Source organism: Bacillus sp. C-3-6, from assembly GCF_054509685.1.
Genome location: NZ_CM137247.1, coordinates 2,969,528 through 2,988,645 on the forward strand (window position 1 = coordinate 2,969,528; position 19,118 = coordinate 2,988,645).

A 19,118-nucleotide genomic window follows, 5' to 3' on the forward strand; every position below is an offset into this window, starting at 1 on the left:
TCACCTTTTATTACGATTCTTTCCTTGTCGAATAGTTTGATCGGTTCCATTCCCCTTAGGACGCCTTCTTATTGTCCATAAAGGAAAGCGTACAAAAACATCTTTCATATCTGCAAAACGAAAGGGTGCTAATGGTGTTCCGTAAGAAGTACCTAACGATTTAAGACTACTTAGATGCCCAATTAAAGTCATCCACCCGATAACAAGTCCTACAATTCCAAATAAGGCAGCTGCTAGCATCATTGGAAAGCGTAAAAGTCTTACTGCCGCTCCCATATCATAGTTAGGGATAACAAAAGAAGAGATGGCGGTAACAGCAACAACAATAATCATAATATTGCTTACAATTCCCGCCTGAACAGCCGCCTGGCCGATGACAATACCACCTACAATTCCAACTGTCTGACCAATCGGAGTAGGTATCCGTAAAGCCCCTTCTCTCATCGTTTCCAATGTTATTTCCATAAGTAACGCTTCCATAACTGGGGAAAAGGGTACGCGCGTTCTTGATTCAGCAATAGATAAATATAGCTCTACAGGAATAACTTCAAAATTAAAGGAAATAAACGCAACATAACTCGCAGGCAGAAATAAAGCAACCATAAAGGCGACAAAACGAAGCAACCGAATAGACGAAGCAACTAACCACCTTGTACCGTAGTCATCGACTCCTTGAAAAAAGGAAATAAAATTTGTTGGAGTAATTAACACATTAGGTGAATGATCCATTACAGTTACAAATCTACCCTGTAGAATGTGAGATACAGCCAAATCAGGTCTTTCAGTTAATATAAATTGCGGAAACGGTGAGTAAGGGTGATCTTCAATGAATTCTATAAGTTCGCCATTACTAGCAACAGCGTCGATTGTAATATTTTGAATTCGTGTTTCTAATTCCTTCAGCACATCTTCAGAAGCTACATCTTTCAAATATAAAATAGAAATTTTGGTTTTGCTCCGTACACCAATTATTATTTCTTTTATCGCTAATTCACGATGAGGAATATATCTTCGAATCATTGCGATATTTTGACTTCCAGTTTCTATGAAAGCTTGATGTGCTCCTTTTAGAGCTATTTCGTTATGTGCGTCCTCAACACTTCTTTGTGGCCACCCTTTTGTATCCAATTGATGTGCTGTTGTTCGACTGTGAATTAATAAAACACTATCTCCCCCAAAAATAGCATTTTCAATCTGACTTAATGTATTAATAATCTTAATTTGTCCTAACGGAATTGGAAGTTCTCTATTAGTATCAAAATCAATATTCATCAAAGGACTGAGAACATGATTTTGAATCAATTCTTTATCTGTTAATCCAGATAAGTATACTAAGGCTGCTTCTAATCCACCTACTGTTATTTGAAACTGCCGAATTACTAAATCAGGCGCTTGACGAAATATATTCTGAATATGAGCTATGTTTTTGGATAAATCAGCGTCTAAGAGGGAGTCTTCAATATTTTTTTCCTGAAAATGAGTATTGTCTCGTATTGAACATGACTTAGGGTTGTCTCTATATTTTAAACGCCTCAAAAATTTAGCCATGATTCCCTCACTTTCTATGTACCTTTTATAGTATGTTTAGTATGCATATATTAAGGAAAAATATCCTAATAGTTCCTACAATTACACTTTTAAGACATTAGATACATTTCTTGCTGTCTTTTTTACTCATGTATTCCTTTTTGTTGTTGATGTAACTTTTCAATTGTAACTGACACACATTTGAAACTCTAAACCCTCTCTCTTCCCTAACAACTACTAATTTTAAAATTTCAGAATCTAAATTGTGTAAATTCCCCAATACTCGCTACCCTATAAAGATACATGTTTAACATGTTGATGATAGTTTTTCTTTTCTCTTCTATATGTTCTAGTGACATAATGTTTGGTTAAAATAACCTTTAAACTCTTTTAAGAAAAACTTAAGAAAATCTCCCTTTATTCATAAGAATTTTTTTCTATACTGAAGCATGTAAATGAACAAGAGGAGAAACGATAATGAGAAAATTTGTAATTTGCATATTAGGAATAGGCCTTCCTATATACTTACTACCTTTCATATTACGCGGGGATTTAGACAGATTTAATCCGATTGCTGAAGAAAAAAATGTATATGCCGTTGCGAAAGGATATGGTGTTCCGGATTATCATCAAAAAGGAAAAGCTATGTACTCACTAAAAGCTGTTGATGAATTAAGCAATGAAAAAGAATATAATGTTGGAACGAACACGCCTAATGATTTTATAAGAAAAACTTACTTAAAAATTCATGTAAAAGGAAAGTATGTGTATTCTTACGATATTATTTCTAAAGAGGATATTCCGGAGAAAATAAGGGGACAATTGGAGATAGCAAATAAATAAAAGAGCCAATTCATACGAGTTGGCTCTTTATTCTCTCTTCCATCTACCGCTGGGAGAATTCTTTCGGTAGATTTATTAAATTCGTTATCATTGTTTCAATAACCATTCTTCAATTACTTTCACTGTTTCATCTCGTTGTGCTTTTGGCGTAATTAAACTCGCATTATCACTTTTTTGCTCACCGTACATGCCAAAATTAGCATGATTCCCCCCTTTTATCATGTGCATAGTTGTATTTTTTGACATAAACTTTTTATTGTTCTCTATTTTTTCTACAGTTGCTAAAGCATCTACTTCCCCGTAAATTGATAACATTGGAATCGACTTAGTAGAGAAGTCATCTGCAGGATACGAACCTAAGAAAATAATCCCGTCTACCTTTTCTTCATGTTGAAAGGCATACCTAGAAATCATAGCTCCACCCATTGAATGCCCAGCAACATACCATTTTTGAACTTCAGGATACTGTTCAATTACACTATCTACCTCATTTATTCCAAATATCGCTAAGTTTAATGGTAACTTAGGCATTACTACAAAATGCCCATCTTTTGCAAGTGCTTCTCCTAAGTAACTATAAGCCTCCGCTTCTACTTTAGCTCCTTGATAAAAAATAACTCCTATTTTTGCATCTTTCTCTCCAAAAACTATATAATTTTCATCTTTTTTATCATCTACTAAAGACAAAGCCTCTTTCGTTGGTTTGTAAGTAAACTGAGACCACGTTAAAAAAGTAACACTTCCCATAATTAAAATACCTAGTAAAGAGTACAGAGTAATTTTTATCCATTTCTTCACATATATGCCCTCCCTAAGATGTGTATATTCTATACTTTAGATTACCATTAATAAACATAAAAACTCGAGCATTTTCATTGTGCTCAAGTTTTCATTTACGTCTTTAATTTATACTATAAATTGTCCAAGATAAATATGTAGCAAATGTAGCCCATAAAAAATATGGGATTAGCAACCATGCCGATACTTTAGATAAATTGGAAGAAAACATAATGAGAAGTAACGTAGTAATAGCGACTAGTAAACAATCTACTGTTGCTAAAAACAAATTCTTTTGGCTAAATTGAAAGTAGCTGAACGCTTGATTGAATATATAATTTAAAAGGAATAAAAACCAAAATGTTTTTGGCTTGAATCCATAGTTGTTGTAAATAATTGCAACTGATAATGCAATAAGTCCAAATAATACAGCCCATATCATTCCGATTGTCATACCTGGAGGTGTCCAAGACGGCTTTTCTAACGCATCATACCAAGTACGATCAATAGGGAATAAAACACTAGAAACATAAAACAAACCATATGTTAGTAAAAATAATATAATACTAGATTTTTTCATAAACATTCTCCTTTTTACTAGAAGATTATAGAAACTTTATATGATTAGTATGTCCTTGTAATGGATAAAATCCTAATATTTAAATTCCAAATACATATTGTTTAACCTATTTCATACAAATTCTTTCATACTTTTATATGCACAAAGGGCTCTCTCTCGTGCTGCCTTATGATCAACAATCGGATAAGGATATGTATCCCCAAGTTTTATATTGGATTTTTGTAAAATATGCTCAGGTGCTTCCCAAGGCTTATATATATATTTGTTTGGGATATCTTTTAATTCTGGTACCCATCTTCTTATATACTCTCCATTTTCATCAAACTTTTCTCCTTGTGTGATGGGGTTAAAAATACGAAAGTACGGTGATGCATCTGCTCCGCTTCCAGCAACCCATTGCCATCCCATTGTATTATTTGCAATATCAGCATCTAGTAGTGTATCCATAAACCATTTTGCTCCTTCTTGCCACGGAATTAACAAATGCTTTACAAGAAAAGAGGCTACAGCCATTCTTGCCCGGTTATGCATAAAACCTGTTTGCCATAGTTCTCGCATTCCCGCATCAATAAATGGATAACCCGTTTTCCCCTTTTGCCATACTCTTAATAACTCCTCTTCCTTATCCCACGGGAAATTTTCAAAGCTCTTATTAAGAGGTCTATATACTGTAAATGGATAATGATATAGTAAATAATAAGAAAACTCTCGCCAAATTAATTGACGTATAAAGCTATTAACTTGTTTTTCAAAAAGACTACATTGTCTTTCGGTACTTTTATTTATTAAGTAATGAAACATTAGCTTTACTGATATTTGACCAAATGAAAGATACGGTGCCAACATCGAATGGACATTTTGATCTGGAAAATCTCTTCCTTCACTATAAGAGACTAATTTGCTAGAGAAAAATTTCTTGAATGTTTTATATGCCCCTTCTTCTGTCGGATCCCATATTACTTCCATATGAGATGTCCACGGTATAGTCGGCAACAAGTGTAATTCTGAAACAGATAAGCTTGCTGGTAAAGAGTTTCCCCACTTTATACTCTGCACTCTGCTAATAGGTTTAGGTATTACCTGCTTTTGAAATGCATTGTAAAAAGGCGTAAACACCTTATATTCAGTGTTATCTTTCTTTTTAATAACCCACGGTTCTAATAATAAATGCGAATTAAATTCTTTACAGATAATACCTTTATCCTCTAACATCATTTTCATTTTTTGATTAGATTGTAATCTGTCCGGATCATAACAAATATTCCAATATACAGCCGTTATATCTAATTGCTCTATGAGAGAAAGTATTTCTTCCTCCGTACGTCCTTTACGAATTATTAAAGTAGAGCCCAATGCCTCAAGTTGCTTCTTTACATCTATTACAGCATGGTGCAACCACCACTTTGACGCACTTCCTATTGAAAAAGTTTCATCTTGTATATATACAGGAAGAACCTCACCAGACTGAACAGCCTCAAATAGAGCTGGGTTATCATATAAACGAAAATCTTTTTGAAACATAACAATAATTTTATTTTGCATGGCTATCCTTTCTGATTTTTAAAACATAATAAATTTTATTATACAACAGCAATTTTTACATAAGAATTTATTTGTCTTTAATAAATTAGTTAACTTTTTCAACTATTTTTTTAGTAGGAATTTTAACGACCGTTTCTTTTCCCCTTGTTCTATCAATCTTGAAACCATGAACTTTAACATCAGACGGTACTAGTGGATGATGACAAATCATATCTATACTCTTCTCAATATTTTCACTAACATTTTCTTTTCCACTTAGCCATTCATCAAGGCTACCATTTGAAAATTCAGGCATGCAATTTTCAAAGAGATAATCTAGTTCCCTGTTATTTTTTATGGAATCACGTTGAATTTGTAGATTAACTACATCAGTTTCTTTATCCTCTATTCCTACAACAATAATTTCTTCAACATTTTCTTGATAAATAGCAATAATAATAGATCTCATTATATCTCCATAAGGATGTACAATTACAGAATCGTAGCTGTGTATAGTCAACATGTTTTCTTGTTGAATGTTAGTTACTTGTTGGATAATAGGCTCTATTCCATGTTCAATGTCTGTTAACAATAAAACTTTTTTATTCTTTGAATTCATATGGAGCACTCCTTCTTCATTATTGTATTTATGAAATTTTTAAGCTAGTAACAATAGTTGATTATGCATTGCATGATTGTTACCAATTTTTCCAGCGTCCCTCTGGATCAACACTTGCAAGTCTAACCCATCCATTTTGAGCTTTTTCTCTAAATGTGAAATCATTATTTAGCAAACGTTCTATATATTGAATAGGCGCTTGAATTACAATTAGTAAACGAAGTGGTGAATGATACGTCTCACTATCTGACTGCATAACGGATTGCCAAGGTAAGCCTGGCAACAAATCACTTGCATTTCCCTGCATAACACCAAGACCCGCCGTTACGGTTTGGGTTGTTTTGTTTCCACTACCATAATAATGAGGAGCTACAGTTGAAGCGTAGTATTGTAGATTTATCCACTGAGCTACTGTTCCTGGTCCTGCAATAATGTTAGCTAATATATCGCCACTTTCATCCTGTTTCCAATCATAATTATGGAGGAAAGCCCTACCTTCTAAGTCACAATCCTGAGTTAATTCTCGTTGCCCGATAATAAAAGATGCATTACGAGCTAATCCCCATTCTGGACGTATTTCACTCCAATCTTCTGCAAATCGATGTGCCTCTTTACTCGCATTTTTTATTTTCGTTTTAAAATTTGGTAATTGCGTTAAACGCTCTCTATTTGCATGTTGGCTCACATTTGGCATAATCGACTCGATACAATCAAATGCTTCTTGCGCAGTTTCCGAAAGTTCTGGGACGTAAATCCATTCCAATTCATCCAATGTTGTTTTATGTTCAGCTGCTGCAAAAATGGTATCCTCAGGAATTTTAATACCTTCAGCAAACAACGCTTCTCTCACTTCTGGAAGATTACATAAAGTAGCAAAAACTCTTGCATTGAATCCCCCTGCTGCTCCGCCACAAGCACCACACTCAAGTGCTGCAGCATAAGGATTGTTCGTACTTTGACTACTATGTCCGCACATTACAACTAAAGGAGCAAATTTTTCTGTCAGTCCCACCATTTTTAAAGCTTGACGCACATAGTTCACTTTTTCTTCTTTCGTAAAACCGATAGGTATCTCACCCTTTGTGTCATGAACATGATTAAGCGAGAATGTTGTATCAGGTTTTTGTAACATAGTTTTACGAAGGTTACGAATGAAACCACCAACTCCTCTTGGGACAAAACTTCTTGTCACCATCTGTAGACCAAGTAAAGGACCACTTAACTCAGGTAGCGCCATACTTGTCAGTACGTTCTGTTTCATCGTTTTAAATGTATAACGTACCGAACTGCCTACCCTCTTACGTTGCTCATAAGATTTAAGTTCATTTTCATTTGTGAGCTCTTTTATTTGATGTTTCGGTTTGAGTATAACTGGCAAAGAAGGATGGTTGTTATTGCTACCTAGTTCACTAGTTGCAATTGGTAATCCAAAGAAACCAGCTATCCCAAATGTTTCAAACGGACCTAATTTTTCAAGATGGCGACGAAACGGTTCTGAACGTACATCAATACAGAATGCTAATTGAGCTAATACACGCTTTTTATCATCGGTTGCACGTTGTGTAGAAGCAATCTTCTCCCTTAATTGCTCTGCATGCGTTTGTTCCCAAGCTTCCAGCCAAAGTTTTCTGCGAATATTTTCATCAAAACGATAAGCGAATACTAATAATTCACTTTGTTCAGCAGCAGGCATTTGTAACCATTCCCGTGTTGAAATATTCCCCCAATAGATCCAAGAAGCTATAAGTGGGTCGATCGAAACTTTTTTCTCAACCTTTTGATTTTTTAAAGGTAAATAAGGTTTTGCAATAGCCAGCTCCATAGAAATTCGAACTGCTAAATATTCTATGAGAAGTTCCTGTTCCTGAATTGATTGTTGTGAGCGCCATCGTATCATTCCTGCCCACCCAGGCAAAGAAAGCAAGTGCCCTTCAAGGTAAGATTGTATGTTAGATTCAGAAATTCCTAGTTCAGATAATGCTCTCGCTAAAGCTACTTCGGCATCTTGTGGCCAATCTTTTAAAACTTTACGCTCATTTTTACTGAGCGCTGGATCAAATTTAATAAGGTGTTGCCATGCACGATAAAAACCTTTCTCTCGATTTGGCATCGTCCAACTTGATCCAGAGTCATCAAGATATAATTTACACCATTTAATGATATGATAATTAAGAACATCAGATAGGTTTTCACTATTTTGATTCTCTATAAGCGAACTTATTGGCTGCATAACAGACGCTTTCATACTTGCTGTATTTATATAACTTATTTCTTCTGCCAATTTATTTACTTCTGGCGATGATAATAGACTAGAAGGTAATTTTTCTAACTTTAAAGCTGCTTGGCAAAATCGCTCTGCTTTCTCTCGCGGAATATTAAAAGATTGTGAATCCAGCCAACGAGACAAACTCATTTGTAAAAATGATTCCTCAATCTCACCTTTTGCTTTTGCCGAATGAATCATGGAGGCACTAGGATAAATATCCACATTACGAGCTTCTTTTAACCAATTTGCGACTTGTTCAAATGATTGCTTTTCAAGTCCCATCCAAGGGTGGTGAGCTGCAAACGTCGAGATAGGCCAAAGTGGTGCAATAACTCGGCTAGCAGATGCAACTAAATCATTTATATTATTTTCTTGCATATCAATGTTTGTATCTTTCTTTAATATTGACGGTATGCTCATCACGAATTACCTCCCTTTGATACATAATGTTTCAGATAGCTTGGGTGACTTTCTACTGACTTTCTTCTCGCCTCACCTACTCGAACTAACCAAAGATAAAGTACAGCGAATAAAGCAGAAGATTGATGACGAGTAACGAAAGTACTAATAATACTACTAAATAGTAAAATACATATAACAAAGATAACGGCTGGAGCTGAAGGTTGAACACTTTGATAAATATCAGTATGCAACCATTTATAAAGAGAATTATGAACAGTAAAGTAAATGAGAGAAAATCCAATCAAAACAATTAAGCCAGCAATTCGTCCCATTCTTCCCTCTCCAAAAACAACAAGCTGTTTCCATGAAAAGTATAGTGACCATCCTAAGATTAACGCACTAACTAGTTGATACCCCTCTCCAGAAGTCATAAACCAGAAAGTAATTGCTATAAATGATCCTAAAACACGTCCAACTATACTCCACAAATTGGACATCTTTTCATTAGACTGATTCACTACCCCAAAACGTTGCACGGAAGAACCAGCTTGTAAAAATAGTGTAGCTTTAAACAAACCATGTAAAATTAAATGAATAACAGCTGCTAAATAGGCGCCTAATGCACATTGAATAAGCATAAATCCCATTTGTGCAATAGTTGAACCTACTAGCTGACGTTTATAATCAACTTGGACTAAACTAATTCCTGTACCTATTAAGACAGAAATACTAGAGAAAATTAGTAAAATTATTTGTGCAATATCATCATGAAAAAGAGGTGAAAATCTAGTTAACATGATACCGCCAGCATTTACTAAACCCGCATGCATAATAGCAGAAACAGGAGTTGGAGCAACAGCAGACTCAATTAACCATCTTTGAAAAGGCCATTGTGCTGCTGGAATCATCACAGCTAATATAATTAATAAGTTAATTCCTGTTCTCTCCAATGTTCCATGTAGCGCTACATTTTCATTCGTTAAAACTGATGTTAACTGCCACTGTCCTGTTACTTGAAAAAGCCAAATGATAGCTGATAGTAAGGCAATCCAACTTATTGTAAATAAATAGCCAGAGATTTTAGTTGCTTCACTAACTACTTTCCAACCTTTATTTAGCCCTATGAGTAGAACCAATCCTATAAGCGTTGCTCCCCAACAAATGAGCATTAAACGAAGATCATCACTTAACCATGCAACCGAAGATACACCTGTAGTAAATGTAAAAAGTGCAAAGTATTTTCGATATGAGTGATCCCCCATTAAGTAACGTACAGAGAAACGCTGAATGATTAAACCAATTGTAAGAACAAAGAAAGCCATTAACCAAGCTAAAGTATCTAGATGCCAAGGCCCCACAACTCTATCTCCATTGTTATTAACAAGTGCGAGTAAAGAAACCAATGAAGGTAAAGCAGCGATACCAATATGGATATGAACAAAACGTAAAGGTACCCTTGCATGTAAAAACAATAATCCACTTAGCCAAGAAGCACTAAGCGCCATAAAAAATAAAGTTAACAGTGTTGATGAACTCAGCGAAATTAACATGTTAAATACTCCCTTCTAAGCGAAAATAGCCTATAAAAATTCCTTTTAATTACGATAGTTTTTTAAATTTCAATTTTCATTCACTCTTTTTCGTGCATCGTTTTTTCCCATAAAAAAAACCGACAACTTCCATAATTCAATGATTTTATATCATCATTGAATTATGGAGATTGTCGGTTTCACTTCAACTAACTTCAATAAAGTTTTTTGAAGAGCTCCCATTTTATAGAGGATAGTAATGTATGTATTACTCCTATTAAAAATAACAGTATATCTCTGATCTCCTAGATTATGCAATCAATATATCAATTTATGTTATGCGCTATCTTTCAATTAAGAAACTTTTTCATTTAGTCAATATTACATATTAAAAAAATGCTAAAGCCTTAATTATAGCAAACAGTTAAAATAAGCATCTATTAATTTTTTAAAACAATTATAAGATAAACTATATTAAGCAGTTTGTCAATTTATTTATCAGTTTTTTTGAGCGTTATTCCAATTAAAATTCAGTATACGTAAATAATTTCAAGTTTTTAATTATTATCATGTTAATAAATTTAAATAAAGCGCAAAACTTTTAGGTTTCTTAATTATCTCCCACTAACCCTACGGTGGTTTTAATTTTTAAAATTTTTCCTCAAGATTATGAAACAATTTAAAAATCATTACTCGTTCACCAGTGCGGGAGCTTATATCCGTATGAAAGCTTTTCACTTTTTCTTCAGTTAATTCTAGTATAATCTCTTTCAAATCTTCAATTCCAGATTCAACTAGCTCCGAACGATTTTTCTTTATCGTTAGCATACCGTCTTTCGTTTCGCAAACCGTATATTCAGCCGGCGTTAAAATACCTTGTAAATTTACGATAATCATATCCCGTAATATATCTGTCTTAACGGATATAGACCCGCGTCCTAGGTAGTCCTTTTCCCAGTGAGTAATTGCTTTGCTTATCTCTGATTCAATAGAGCCTTTTGAGTTTTTCATCTTTGTATCCTCCTTCAATAAAATGTAATTACATTTATAATTACAATAACAATATAATAATCTGGATTGATTTTATTTTCAATTATTGAGAAGAATTTATAGGAATCGTTGTCATGTATCCTTTAGTATTAAAGTGAATTTTTATATTGCAATATACGTTTTTTTGATTACCCCCAACAAAATACTCTTACTATAAAGACTCTGTTGCATAGATTTCTAAAAAGGACATTCCGGAGAAAATAAGGAAACTCTTGTAACGTAATATACAAATGAAAAAGCCGATTTCTTTATAAAATAAGAAATCGACTTTTGGCTTAGTTATGGATTTAGTAATGGAAAACACCTTTTTAAAATAATTATGTTTATACTATAGACGTTGATCTTTCTGGAAGTTTAGTTGAAAATGATCCGCTTCATTGTATACCCCGAATTCATATCCTTTTTCCTTATAAAATTTAATAATTTCCGGAAGCGCTTGTAATGTCTGTGGTTTTTCATGCATTAGAACTACTTCCACATCTTCTGTTGTTGTACGCTTTACATTTTCTATAATTTGCTGTGGGTTACCTTTTAATTTCCAATCATTTGAATCTATCGTCCAATCCCAAACTTTTATTCCTGCTTCTACAATTTTGTTACGAATGTCCTGCCCCTTTAATCCTGGTGCAGATCCGTATGGGGGACGGACTAGTTTAGGAGTTGTACCTGTAATATTATGAATAAGAGCTAACGTTTCTTTCATCTCCGTTACAAATTGTCCTTTTTTGTATAGCTTATCACTATTATGTGTCATACTATGTGCACCAATATAATGTCCTTCTTTTACTGCTCGTTTTACATTTTCCTGAAAACCGGTATTCTGTAAATTGCTACCTTGCATAAAAAATGTCGAAGCAACATGTTGCTCTTTTAGTACATCTAAAAATTTCCCAGTTAATTCGCTAGGACCGTCATCAAATGTTAAATAAACAACCTGTCCTACTGGTTTTCCATCAGGTCTTTTCTGTTTTGCCAGTGATGTGTCCTCTTTCTTTTTTTGTTGTTGCGTATTAGCTAGCCTAATATTTTCATTAGCTACCCCTTTCGCTGGGATAGAGTTCCATTTCCCTATTAAAAAGAACGTGAAAAAGGTCGTTGCTAAAACAACTCCTAGAGATAGTATTGCCTTAGTTACTACACTTGTTTTTTTCTTATTTTGTGATTCTTTCATTATGTTTCGATCCTTTCCCTACTCATTTTCATATTCATTATTTATGCAGCTAAACATTAACTTCAGCTGATATTTACAATAAATAGATTAATAGAGGAAGGTGAAGATAAAATGCAGATAATGTCGAAATTAGTTAAAGAATAGCCTATTACATCCACTCTTTAAAAAAATATTTGTTTCTCTACTACAGTTAAATTTGAAAACTGCATATACATCCAAAATAAAAAATACTACTCTTTCTAAATAACATTTTTACATCAAGATAATAGCATACCGGTATAAAGATAAAATACAGAGATGGCCGTACTATTGAAATTCTATTATAATTTTGTAATTGGAATTCATTTGAACCAAATGAAGAACTAGAAGAAATATTATTATGTGGAGGTACTCCGATGAACCTTGTAATTAGAGAGTTAGAAACAAATGATTTAGATAATCTCCCGGAGATTGATGACAGTTTTATAGTGAATGCTCGGTTAATTCTTTCTCTTTCCAAAGGAAATAGACGCATAGAATATACAGTAGAAGACGTTCCAAGTTATGAAAAAAGTTATTTACAAAATCAAGATGATAATGAAGAACTGGCTTACAATGAATATATAAATAAACCTAATCAAGTCATTTACATAGCTCTGTTACATAACCAAATCATTGGATTAATGGTATTGAAAAAGAATTGGAACCACTATGCTTACATAGAAGATATAACGGTAGATAAAAAATATCGTACAATCGGAGTTGGCAAAAAATTAGTTGATCAAGCAAAGCAGTGGGCAAAAAAAGGAAATATGCCAGGTATCATGCTTGAAACGCAAAATAATAATGTCGCAGCATGTAAATTTTATGAAAAATGTGGATTTGTAATTGGTGGGTTTGATTTTCTTGTTTATAAAGGTTTGGATAAGACAAGTGATGAAGTTGCAATTTATTGGTATATACATTTCAAATGATAATAGTTTATAACGTAAAAAAACTCAAAATAAAACCCCAATTTCTCTATATTAAAATCGAGAAATTGGGGTTAAGTTATTTAAAACAAATAACTAATTAATAATCCTGCTGACAACAAGAAGCCGAAAATCGTATTTGTCATCGCTGTTGATTTCATTGCGATGCGCATATATCCAGGATCCTTTGCCCCTTTTTGGAAACTTTGAATCGCAGAAATTGGCTTTCTCAAACCTAAGAACATAACTAATGCCCAAGGGCTTATATAACCCATTAATACAATTACGGCAATCCATAAATACGCAATGAAAAAGGCTACCGCTAGTGTTACCACAGCTTTTTCTCTCCCAAGGAGGATTACTAATGTCTTTCTTCCACCTTTAATATCTTCTTCGATATCTCGGATGTTATTTGACATATTGATTGCACCTACTAAAATTCCAATTGGAATGGAAATCAATACACTTTCAATCGTTACAGTATTCGTTTGAATAAAGAAAGCAATGAGTACAAAACATGTCCCCATTAACAACCCAGAAACTAATTCTCCAAACGGGGTGTACGCAATTGGTAATGGACCGCCTGTATATAAATAGCCAACTGCCATCCCAATTAAACCAATAACCACTAACCACCAACTACTATTCATACAAATATAAATGCCAATAAAAGCTGCTACGACATATAATAAAAGCGCAACTGTTAACACATTTTTTGGCTTCAATCCATGACGGACAATTCCGCCACCGATGCCAACGGATTCAGCGGTATCTAATCCACGTTTGAAATCATAGTACTCATTAAATAAGTTCGTTGCTATTTGCAGCGCTAAACATGCAAGCATCATCGCAATAAATAAAAGCCAATCAATTTTGGCAACATAAAGTGATGCCACTGTCCCTAAAATTACAGGAGAAAACGTCGCCGTTAATGTATGCGGGCGCGTCATCTTCCATATTAATTTAGCGGAACTAATTTCCTTTTCATTCCCCATAACTCTGTTCAATCTCCCTACATTTGAAGTATAAATTACTAGCAGTATCTTTCTATCTATTTCCTGCCACGCATCCATTCATTATAGCAATAAATGATTATCCTTTCTAACAAATCAACTTTTAATAAAGTAAAATTTATAAAATGAAACTTTACCATCTTCACATAATATTCTGTATTACTCCTAAGAGTGGTTTTAAAGCGATGCGATAAGTAAATGAAATACATAATAAAAAAGAGCCAATCTCCAACACAATAGAAGATTGGCTCTTGCCTTTATTTATTCCCCAATTTCAGAAAATCGCTTTATACGTTCACCAATTTCATCGCGAACACGTTGAAATTCAGACCACTCTTTTCCTGCTGGATCATCAAATCCCCAGTGAACACGATTCACATGCGGCGGAGTAGATGGACAAACAGAATCCGCATGACTACAAAGTGTAACGACTAAATCAGCACTATTTAAAATGTTTGCATCAATTATATCTGATGTTTGATTTGTTATATCGATATTCACTTCATTCATTGCTTTAATCGCATTTGGATTCACTCCATGTGCTTCAATACCTGCAGAATACACATTCCACTTATCCCCTAAATATTGTTTTCCCCATGCTTCTGCCATTTGGCTTCGGCATGAATTTCCTGTGCATAAAAAGTAAATTGTCTTTTTGTTTGCCATGTTGTTTTCCACCTTTGTTTTTAAGTTGATTGATCATTAAAATATTTACGTTTAAACCAAAAAGCGACATTTACAAGTGCAATCATGACAGGTACTTCGACTAACGGTCCAATGACAGCTGCGAATGCTGCGCCCGAATGAATACCAAACACACCAACCGCTACAGCAATCGCTAACTCAAAGTTATTACTACCTGCTGTAAATGCTAACGTTGTTGTTACCGGATAGTTTGCACCAATTTTTCTTCCCATAAAGAAAGAAACAAAAAACATTACAATAAAATAGATTAATAACGGAATCGCTATTCTTACCACATCTAGTGGCACGCTAACAATCATCTCTCCTTTTAAAGAGAACATAACGATGATCGTAAATAGCAATGCAAGTAATGTAAGTGGACTAATTTTAGGTATAAACACCTTTTCATACCACTGTCTTCCTTTTAACTTAACTAGTACAAAGCGTGTCAACATACCTGCTATAAAAGGAATTCCCAAATAGATAAATACTGATTTTGCTACTTCTATCATTGTAATATCGACAATAGCACCTTCAATCCCTAACCATTCTGGAATTACAGTTACAAATACGTATGCATAAACTGAGAAAAAGAGCATTTGAAATACCGAATTAAAAGCAACTAAACCTGCCGCATACTCTTTATCCCCATCAGCAAGATCGTTCCAAACAATTACCATTGCAATACAACGTGCTAACCCAATCATAATGAGACCAACCATGTATTCTGGTTTATCAGGAAGAAAAATAATTGCTAACACAAACATAAGTACCGGACCAATAATCCAATTTTGTACTAAAGATAGCACTAACACTTTTACATCTTTAAATACTCGGCCCATTTCCTCATAGCGAACTTTCGCTAACGGTGGATACATCATTATAATTAATCCAACAGCAAGCGGAATAGACGTCGTTCCAACCTGTAATGTATTCAGTCCGTCTACTACACTAGGGAACACAAACCCTAAACCAATCCCAACAGCCATCGCTAGAAAGATCCATAGTGTTAAATATCGGTCTAGAAAAGATAAACGTTTCATTTTATTTTCCATCTCCTATTAACAGCAAGAATTTTTAACTATCTCATTTGAAGTCGTGCAACAAGATGGATCTTCTATTTTATGAACATCACTATCTGCTTTTGTATAAAAGAACTCCCACTCATTACCATCGGGATCCGTTACCCAAAACTTATCTTGTACTGCATAGCAACAAGTCGTATCCATCTCATCACGCGCAAAGAAACCTTCTTTTTCTAATCGTTCTTTATGTAATGTAATTTCTTCAGCTGTATCCACTTGGAAACCAAAGTGATTTACTTGATTTCCCTTCACTTCATCTCGCACGTTCAGCGTGAAATTAAGTCCTGGCGTCTCTAATAAAAATTTTGCATAATCTGTTTTCACTTTAACTGGTAATACACCAAATACTTTTTCATAAAATTCAATAGACTTCTCTAAATCCGTAACGTTTATACCGACGTGAACATATCTCATACCTTATTCCTCCTCTTTATATGTCATTAATCAAGTTTTTTTGATTAATATTACAAAATTTTAACAACAACTACCTTTCCCTGTTTTTCTAAAGATACAGCACAATTCTTCTGATAATAAATTATCCACTTCCGCATCATTTAAATCATAATAACTCCACGTACCTTTTGTTTCTTTTACAATCAAACCTGCATCTAATAAAATTTTTAAATGATATGATAATTTAGATTGCGTCATTTCAAAAACTTCTGTTAAATCACATACACACGTCTGTCCTCGCTGGCAAAGTTCATACATGATTTCTAAACGTTTCTGATCCGCCAACGCTTTAAACTTTTTCTCATAGAGCTGAAAATTTTGTGCCACTGTAGTTCACTTCCCTTCATCAACTTTTTTTGATATTTATAGTATATACGTAGATGAGTTCTATATGCAACTTATTAATCAAGTTTTTTTGATTTATCTAAAAAACTTCCTCGCATCATATCTTTGTTGCAATTAAAAAAGACCATAACCTTTTCAAAAATGAAAAACTACGGTTCTTTTTACAACTTAATAGTTACAATATTTCCGAGAAATGGAGTCTCTATAACTATTTTAAATTTTAATTTGATCATTATAGAGTAGTGCCCCATCCCCCTCAATCTAAGAAAAACAAATACCCCCAAATGAGAAAAATCGATATAACTCTTCCGCAAATAAAGATAACTCTTGTTTTTGGTACATATTCATAAAAAGCACGTCACCCTTTCTCATTAACATAAGAGAATAGTAACGTGCTTTTAATTTCAAAAATAGTCTAAGATGGTTGTGGGACGGGACCCCCATAAGAACGTTATCTAAGATTGTATGAGAGGTGTTAGTTCCATTCCAATGGCCTCAGCCGGCGATTAACTCAAATACCGATTTCGGATGACCCCCATGTGATGAAGCTCGTGTCCTGCGACGCCGTACGCGAGGGCGCGCGCCGTAATGCTTAGGTTGTTGGCTGTGCCCTTACGATTCCATGCCTCCGGCGGTAGCCCGCGCAGCAATGTAACCGTTGATTGCCGTACGGCCCGGTAGTCTTCGGCCAATTGCGCGGTTGTCCAGCTTCCGAAAGGAGGTATGAACAATTCCTGATCGAAACCGGTCAGAGGCGTCTGGTCCCCTCTTGCGAACCGGAGCAGGCGGTAGGTCATGACGCGTTCCGCGTCTGCAATGTGGCCCACGACTTCTTTCAGCGTCCATTTCCCTTCCGCATACCGATATGCGGCCTGGCTTTCGGTCAACGATGCCAGGAGCTCGGTCATTTTCTTTTCCTGGGCGAGCAGAATATCGATGATGTTACCGTCCGGCACCAAACGGATATATTCGCCGGAGCTCCCGGCGTATTCTTCTTCTGACGGTCTTTGATTCATGCGTAGTCACCTCTTTATGTAGATATAGAAAATTATAGCACTCGTCTATGTCTAATAAATTCGCGAAATGATAGAACGTTCCTTCTAATAATTGAGGATAAGCAACTATTTAGTTGGTCGGTCGCCACATTATCCTAATTCGTTAGCACAATAAGCAATGCTAATCAATAACGCATAAAAATTATCTGTTATACAATATTTCGAAGTTATTAATATATATTGAGTTATTCCGAAACATACATAAATACATTTTGTCGAAACTATTAAAAAAGAAGAATTTCTCTAACTGAAGAATTAATAATTGTGTTACCAATATGTAAAAATCTCAATTTAAAACTAAAGGAGAACAAAATGGACAAATAATTGTATCGATGTACCTCTCACTAGATGGTGTCATGGAGGAACCAGCTTGGACTGCTCCATACTTCAATGAAGAAGTAGCAAAGTTTCAATCCGATTTACTGTTTGAAAGTGAAGCGCTTCTACTAGGGCGAGTAACTTATCAAGGTTTTGCAGCTGCTTGGCCTTCTATGATTGATGAAGAGGGTTTTGCTAATAAGATGAACAGCATGCCTAAATTTGTTGCTTCAACAACTTTGGAAAAAACCGAATGGAATGCAAATCTTATCAAAGGTAATATTATAGAAAAAATATCGAAACTGAAGGAACAGCTAGGTCAGAACCTTTTAATCTATGGCAGCAGTGATCTTACACAAACATTAATGCAACATGACCTCATTGATGAATATCACTTTATAGTCAATCCCGTTATCGTAGGAAGCGGAAAGCGTCTCTTTAAAGACCAGAGCAATACAAAAGCATTAAAACTTATAGAAACAAGAACGACCAGTTCAGGTGTCGTTATTCTTTCCTATCAGCCGGAGAAAAAAGAATAATTATTGATAAATTATATAAACAAAAAAACTCATCAGAATAAATCCTGTTGAGTTTTTTTATAAGATAATACATATATTAATTTATAAAAATTAGATGTCATATTAACTAGACATGTATAGAATATACAACCAAAATCAAACAATATATCAATCCTTTTAAAGGGTAAAATAGGGAAAAAGGAGATTCTAAATAATACCTTTAGAAAACTCTATTTATTACATAGGAGTTGCTATTATTTTAGCAATCATCGGTGCAATGTTCGGGGGAATTATACTTATAATTCGACATATTAACAATCGTAAAAAGCAAGATTCAGTTGAACAAAAATTAGATAAGGTTATTCAACTGTTAGAAGAACAAAACAAAGATTGACTCTTTCGGATCAGGAAA

Annotated in this window: 19 protein-coding genes; 4 read left to right on the plus strand and 15 right to left on the minus strand. The window is 34.4% G+C overall.

All coding sequences use genetic code 11. The annotated features are described in order from the left end of the window. On the minus strand, window positions 1-1,548 hold the full coding sequence (locus ACW0JX_RS15305; protein WP_053564049.1) for a spore germination protein: 1,548 nt from the start codon (window positions 1,546-1,548) through the stop codon (window positions 1-3). A gap of 456 nt (window positions 1,549-2,004) precedes the next feature. Between ACW0JX_RS15305 and ACW0JX_RS15310 the strand changes: the two genes are divergently transcribed. Beyond that, window positions 2,005-2,370 carry a YxeA family protein gene (locus ACW0JX_RS15310; RefSeq protein ID WP_001225224.1) on the plus strand — a complete coding sequence of 122 codons (366 nt, stop codon included), beginning with the start codon at window positions 2,005-2,007 and terminating at the stop codon, window positions 2,368-2,370. An 87-nt stretch (window positions 2,371-2,457) separates the two neighbouring features. Here ACW0JX_RS15310 and ACW0JX_RS15315 read toward each other — a convergent pair whose 3' ends face one another. The 8 genes from ACW0JX_RS15315 to ACW0JX_RS15350 form a co-directional block, all read right to left on the minus strand. Next, window positions 2,458-3,168 carry an alpha/beta hydrolase gene (locus ACW0JX_RS15315; protein ID WP_095690597.1) on the minus strand — a complete coding sequence of 237 codons (711 nt, stop codon included), beginning with the start codon at window positions 3,166-3,168 and terminating at the stop codon, window positions 2,458-2,460. A 103-nt stretch (window positions 3,169-3,271) separates the two neighbouring features. Beyond that, complete coding sequence (locus tag ACW0JX_RS15320; RefSeq protein ID WP_459244879.1) at window positions 3,272-3,727, minus strand: TspO/MBR family protein; 456 nt, start codon at window positions 3,725-3,727, stop codon at window positions 3,272-3,274. A gap of 111 nt (window positions 3,728-3,838) precedes the next feature. Continuing rightward, the gene (locus ACW0JX_RS15325) at window positions 3,839-5,269 is read right to left on the minus strand and encodes a cryptochrome/photolyase family protein (protein WP_459244880.1); all 1,431 of its coding nucleotides are present in this window, start codon (window positions 5,267-5,269) and stop codon (window positions 3,839-3,841) included. 85 nt (window positions 5,270-5,354) lie between these two features. Then, window positions 5,355-5,867 (minus strand): carbonic anhydrase, encoded by a 513-nt coding sequence (locus ACW0JX_RS15330; RefSeq protein ID WP_097987684.1) that lies wholly within the window; start codon window positions 5,865-5,867, stop codon window positions 5,355-5,357. A 79-nt stretch (window positions 5,868-5,946) separates the two neighbouring features. Next, the gene (locus ACW0JX_RS15335) at window positions 5,947-8,553 is read right to left on the minus strand and encodes a DUF2309 domain-containing protein (RefSeq protein ID WP_459244881.1); all 2,607 of its coding nucleotides are present in this window, start codon (window positions 8,551-8,553) and stop codon (window positions 5,947-5,949) included. Beyond that, window positions 8,553-10,085, minus strand: a complete 1,533-nt coding sequence (locus ACW0JX_RS15340) for an NADH dehydrogenase subunit 5 (protein WP_144465339.1) — start codon at window positions 10,083-10,085, stop codon at window positions 8,553-8,555. The genes ACW0JX_RS15335 and ACW0JX_RS15340 overlap by 1 nt, the downstream gene beginning before the upstream one ends. Window positions 10,086-10,712: 627 nt before the next feature. Next, window positions 10,713-11,075, minus strand: a complete 363-nt coding sequence (locus tag ACW0JX_RS15345; protein WP_000798161.1) for a Na-translocating system protein MpsC family protein — start codon at window positions 11,073-11,075, stop codon at window positions 10,713-10,715. Window positions 11,076-11,442: 367 nt separating this feature from the next. Beyond that, window positions 11,443-12,285 (minus strand): polysaccharide deacetylase family protein, encoded by an 843-nt coding sequence (locus tag ACW0JX_RS15350; RefSeq protein ID WP_459244882.1) that lies wholly within the window; start codon window positions 12,283-12,285, stop codon window positions 11,443-11,445. A 395-nt stretch (window positions 12,286-12,680) separates the two neighbouring features. Between ACW0JX_RS15350 and satA the strand changes: the two genes are divergently transcribed. Next, window positions 12,681-13,238 (plus strand): streptothricin N-acetyltransferase SatA, encoded by a 558-nt coding sequence (satA, locus tag ACW0JX_RS15355; protein WP_001054996.1) that lies wholly within the window; start codon window positions 12,681-12,683, stop codon window positions 13,236-13,238. Between the two features lie 80 nt (window positions 13,239-13,318). Here satA and menA read toward each other — a convergent pair whose 3' ends face one another. The 6 genes from menA to ACW0JX_RS15385 form a co-directional block, all read right to left on the minus strand. Then, window positions 13,319-14,230, minus strand: coding sequence for a 1,4-dihydroxy-2-naphthoate polyprenyltransferase (menA, locus tag ACW0JX_RS15360; RefSeq protein ID WP_000526090.1), 912 nt, complete (start codon window positions 14,228-14,230; stop codon window positions 13,319-13,321). A 279-nt stretch (window positions 14,231-14,509) separates the two neighbouring features. Beyond that, window positions 14,510-14,914, minus strand: coding sequence for an arsenate reductase (thioredoxin) (arsC, locus tag ACW0JX_RS15365; RefSeq protein ID WP_001284548.1), 405 nt, complete (start codon window positions 14,912-14,914; stop codon window positions 14,510-14,512). A gap of 20 nt (window positions 14,915-14,934) precedes the next feature. After that, window positions 14,935-15,975 carry an ACR3 family arsenite efflux transporter gene (arsB, locus tag ACW0JX_RS15370; RefSeq protein WP_000826550.1) on the minus strand — a complete coding sequence of 347 codons (1,041 nt, stop codon included), beginning with the start codon at window positions 15,973-15,975 and terminating at the stop codon, window positions 14,935-14,937. Between the two features lie 18 nt (window positions 15,976-15,993). Continuing rightward, entirely contained in the window at window positions 15,994-16,431 is a 438-nt protein-coding gene (locus tag ACW0JX_RS15375; protein WP_071731955.1) for an ArsI/CadI family heavy metal resistance metalloenzyme, read from the minus strand. A gap of 60 nt (window positions 16,432-16,491) precedes the next feature. After that, window positions 16,492-16,797, minus strand: coding sequence for an arsenical resistance operon transcriptional regulator ArsR (arsR, locus tag ACW0JX_RS15380; RefSeq protein WP_071731954.1), 306 nt, complete (start codon window positions 16,795-16,797; stop codon window positions 16,492-16,494). Window positions 16,798-17,321: 524 nt separating this feature from the next. Further along, window positions 17,322-17,831: a DinB family protein gene (locus ACW0JX_RS15385; protein WP_459244883.1), complete on the minus strand. Its 510-nt coding sequence runs from the start codon at window positions 17,829-17,831 to the stop codon at window positions 17,322-17,324. A gap of 395 nt (window positions 17,832-18,226) precedes the next feature. On the opposite strand from ACW0JX_RS15385, the gene ACW0JX_RS15390 reads away from it, so the two are divergent. After that, the gene (locus tag ACW0JX_RS15390; protein WP_459244884.1) at window positions 18,227-18,727 is read left to right on the plus strand and encodes a dihydrofolate reductase family protein; all 501 of its coding nucleotides are present in this window, start codon (window positions 18,227-18,229) and stop codon (window positions 18,725-18,727) included. A 193-nt stretch (window positions 18,728-18,920) separates the two neighbouring features. Continuing rightward, entirely contained in the window at window positions 18,921-19,100 is a 180-nt protein-coding gene (locus ACW0JX_RS15395) for a DUF4083 family protein (protein WP_088021909.1), read from the plus strand. Window positions 19,101-19,118: the final 18 nt, after the last annotated feature.

Coding starts and splice junctions, on each gene's coding strand:
- ACW0JX_RS15305 (WP_053564049.1), bottom strand. CDS start 1,548: ATGGCTAAATTTTTGAGGCGTTTAAAATATAGAGACAACCCTAAGTCA.
- ACW0JX_RS15310 (WP_001225224.1), top strand. CDS start 2,005: ATGAGAAAATTTGTAATTTGCATATTAGGAATAGGCCTTCCTATATAC.
- ACW0JX_RS15320 (WP_459244879.1), bottom strand. CDS start 3,727: ATGAAAAAATCTAGTATTATATTATTTTTACTAACATATGGTTTGTTT.
- ACW0JX_RS15325 (WP_459244880.1), bottom strand. CDS start 5,269: ATGCAAAATAAAATTATTGTTATGTTTCAAAAAGATTTTCGTTTATAT.
- ACW0JX_RS15330 (WP_097987684.1), bottom strand. CDS start 5,867: ATGAATTCAAAGAATAAAAAAGTTTTATTGTTAACAGACATTGAACAT.
- ACW0JX_RS15335 (WP_459244881.1), bottom strand. CDS start 8,553: ATGAGCATACCGTCAATATTAAAGAAAGATACAAACATTGATATGCAA.
- ACW0JX_RS15340 (WP_144465339.1), bottom strand. CDS start 10,085: ATGTTAATTTCGCTGAGTTCATCAACACTGTTAACTTTATTTTTTATG.
- ACW0JX_RS15345 (WP_000798161.1), bottom strand. CDS start 11,075: ATGAAAAACTCAAAAGGCTCTATTGAATCAGAGATAAGCAAAGCAATT.
- ACW0JX_RS15350 (WP_459244882.1), bottom strand. CDS start 12,285: ATGAAAGAATCACAAAATAAGAAAAAAACAAGTGTAGTAACTAAGGCA.
- satA (WP_001054996.1), top strand. CDS start 12,681: ATGAACCTTGTAATTAGAGAGTTAGAAACAAATGATTTAGATAATCTC.
- menA (WP_000526090.1), bottom strand. CDS start 14,230: ATGGGGAATGAAAAGGAAATTAGTTCCGCTAAATTAATATGGAAGATG.
- arsC (WP_001284548.1), bottom strand. CDS start 14,914: ATGGCAAACAAAAAGACAATTTACTTTTTATGCACAGGAAATTCATGC.
- arsB (WP_000826550.1), bottom strand. CDS start 15,975: ATGAAACGTTTATCTTTTCTAGACCGATATTTAACACTATGGATCTTT.
- ACW0JX_RS15375 (WP_071731955.1), bottom strand. CDS start 16,431: ATGAGATATGTTCACGTCGGTATAAACGTTACGGATTTAGAGAAGTCT.
- ACW0JX_RS15385 (WP_459244883.1), bottom strand. CDS start 17,831: ATGAATCAAAGACCGTCAGAAGAAGAATACGCCGGGAGCTCCGGCGAA.
- ACW0JX_RS15390 (WP_459244884.1), top strand. CDS start 18,227: ATGGAGGAACCAGCTTGGACTGCTCCATACTTCAATGAAGAAGTAGCA.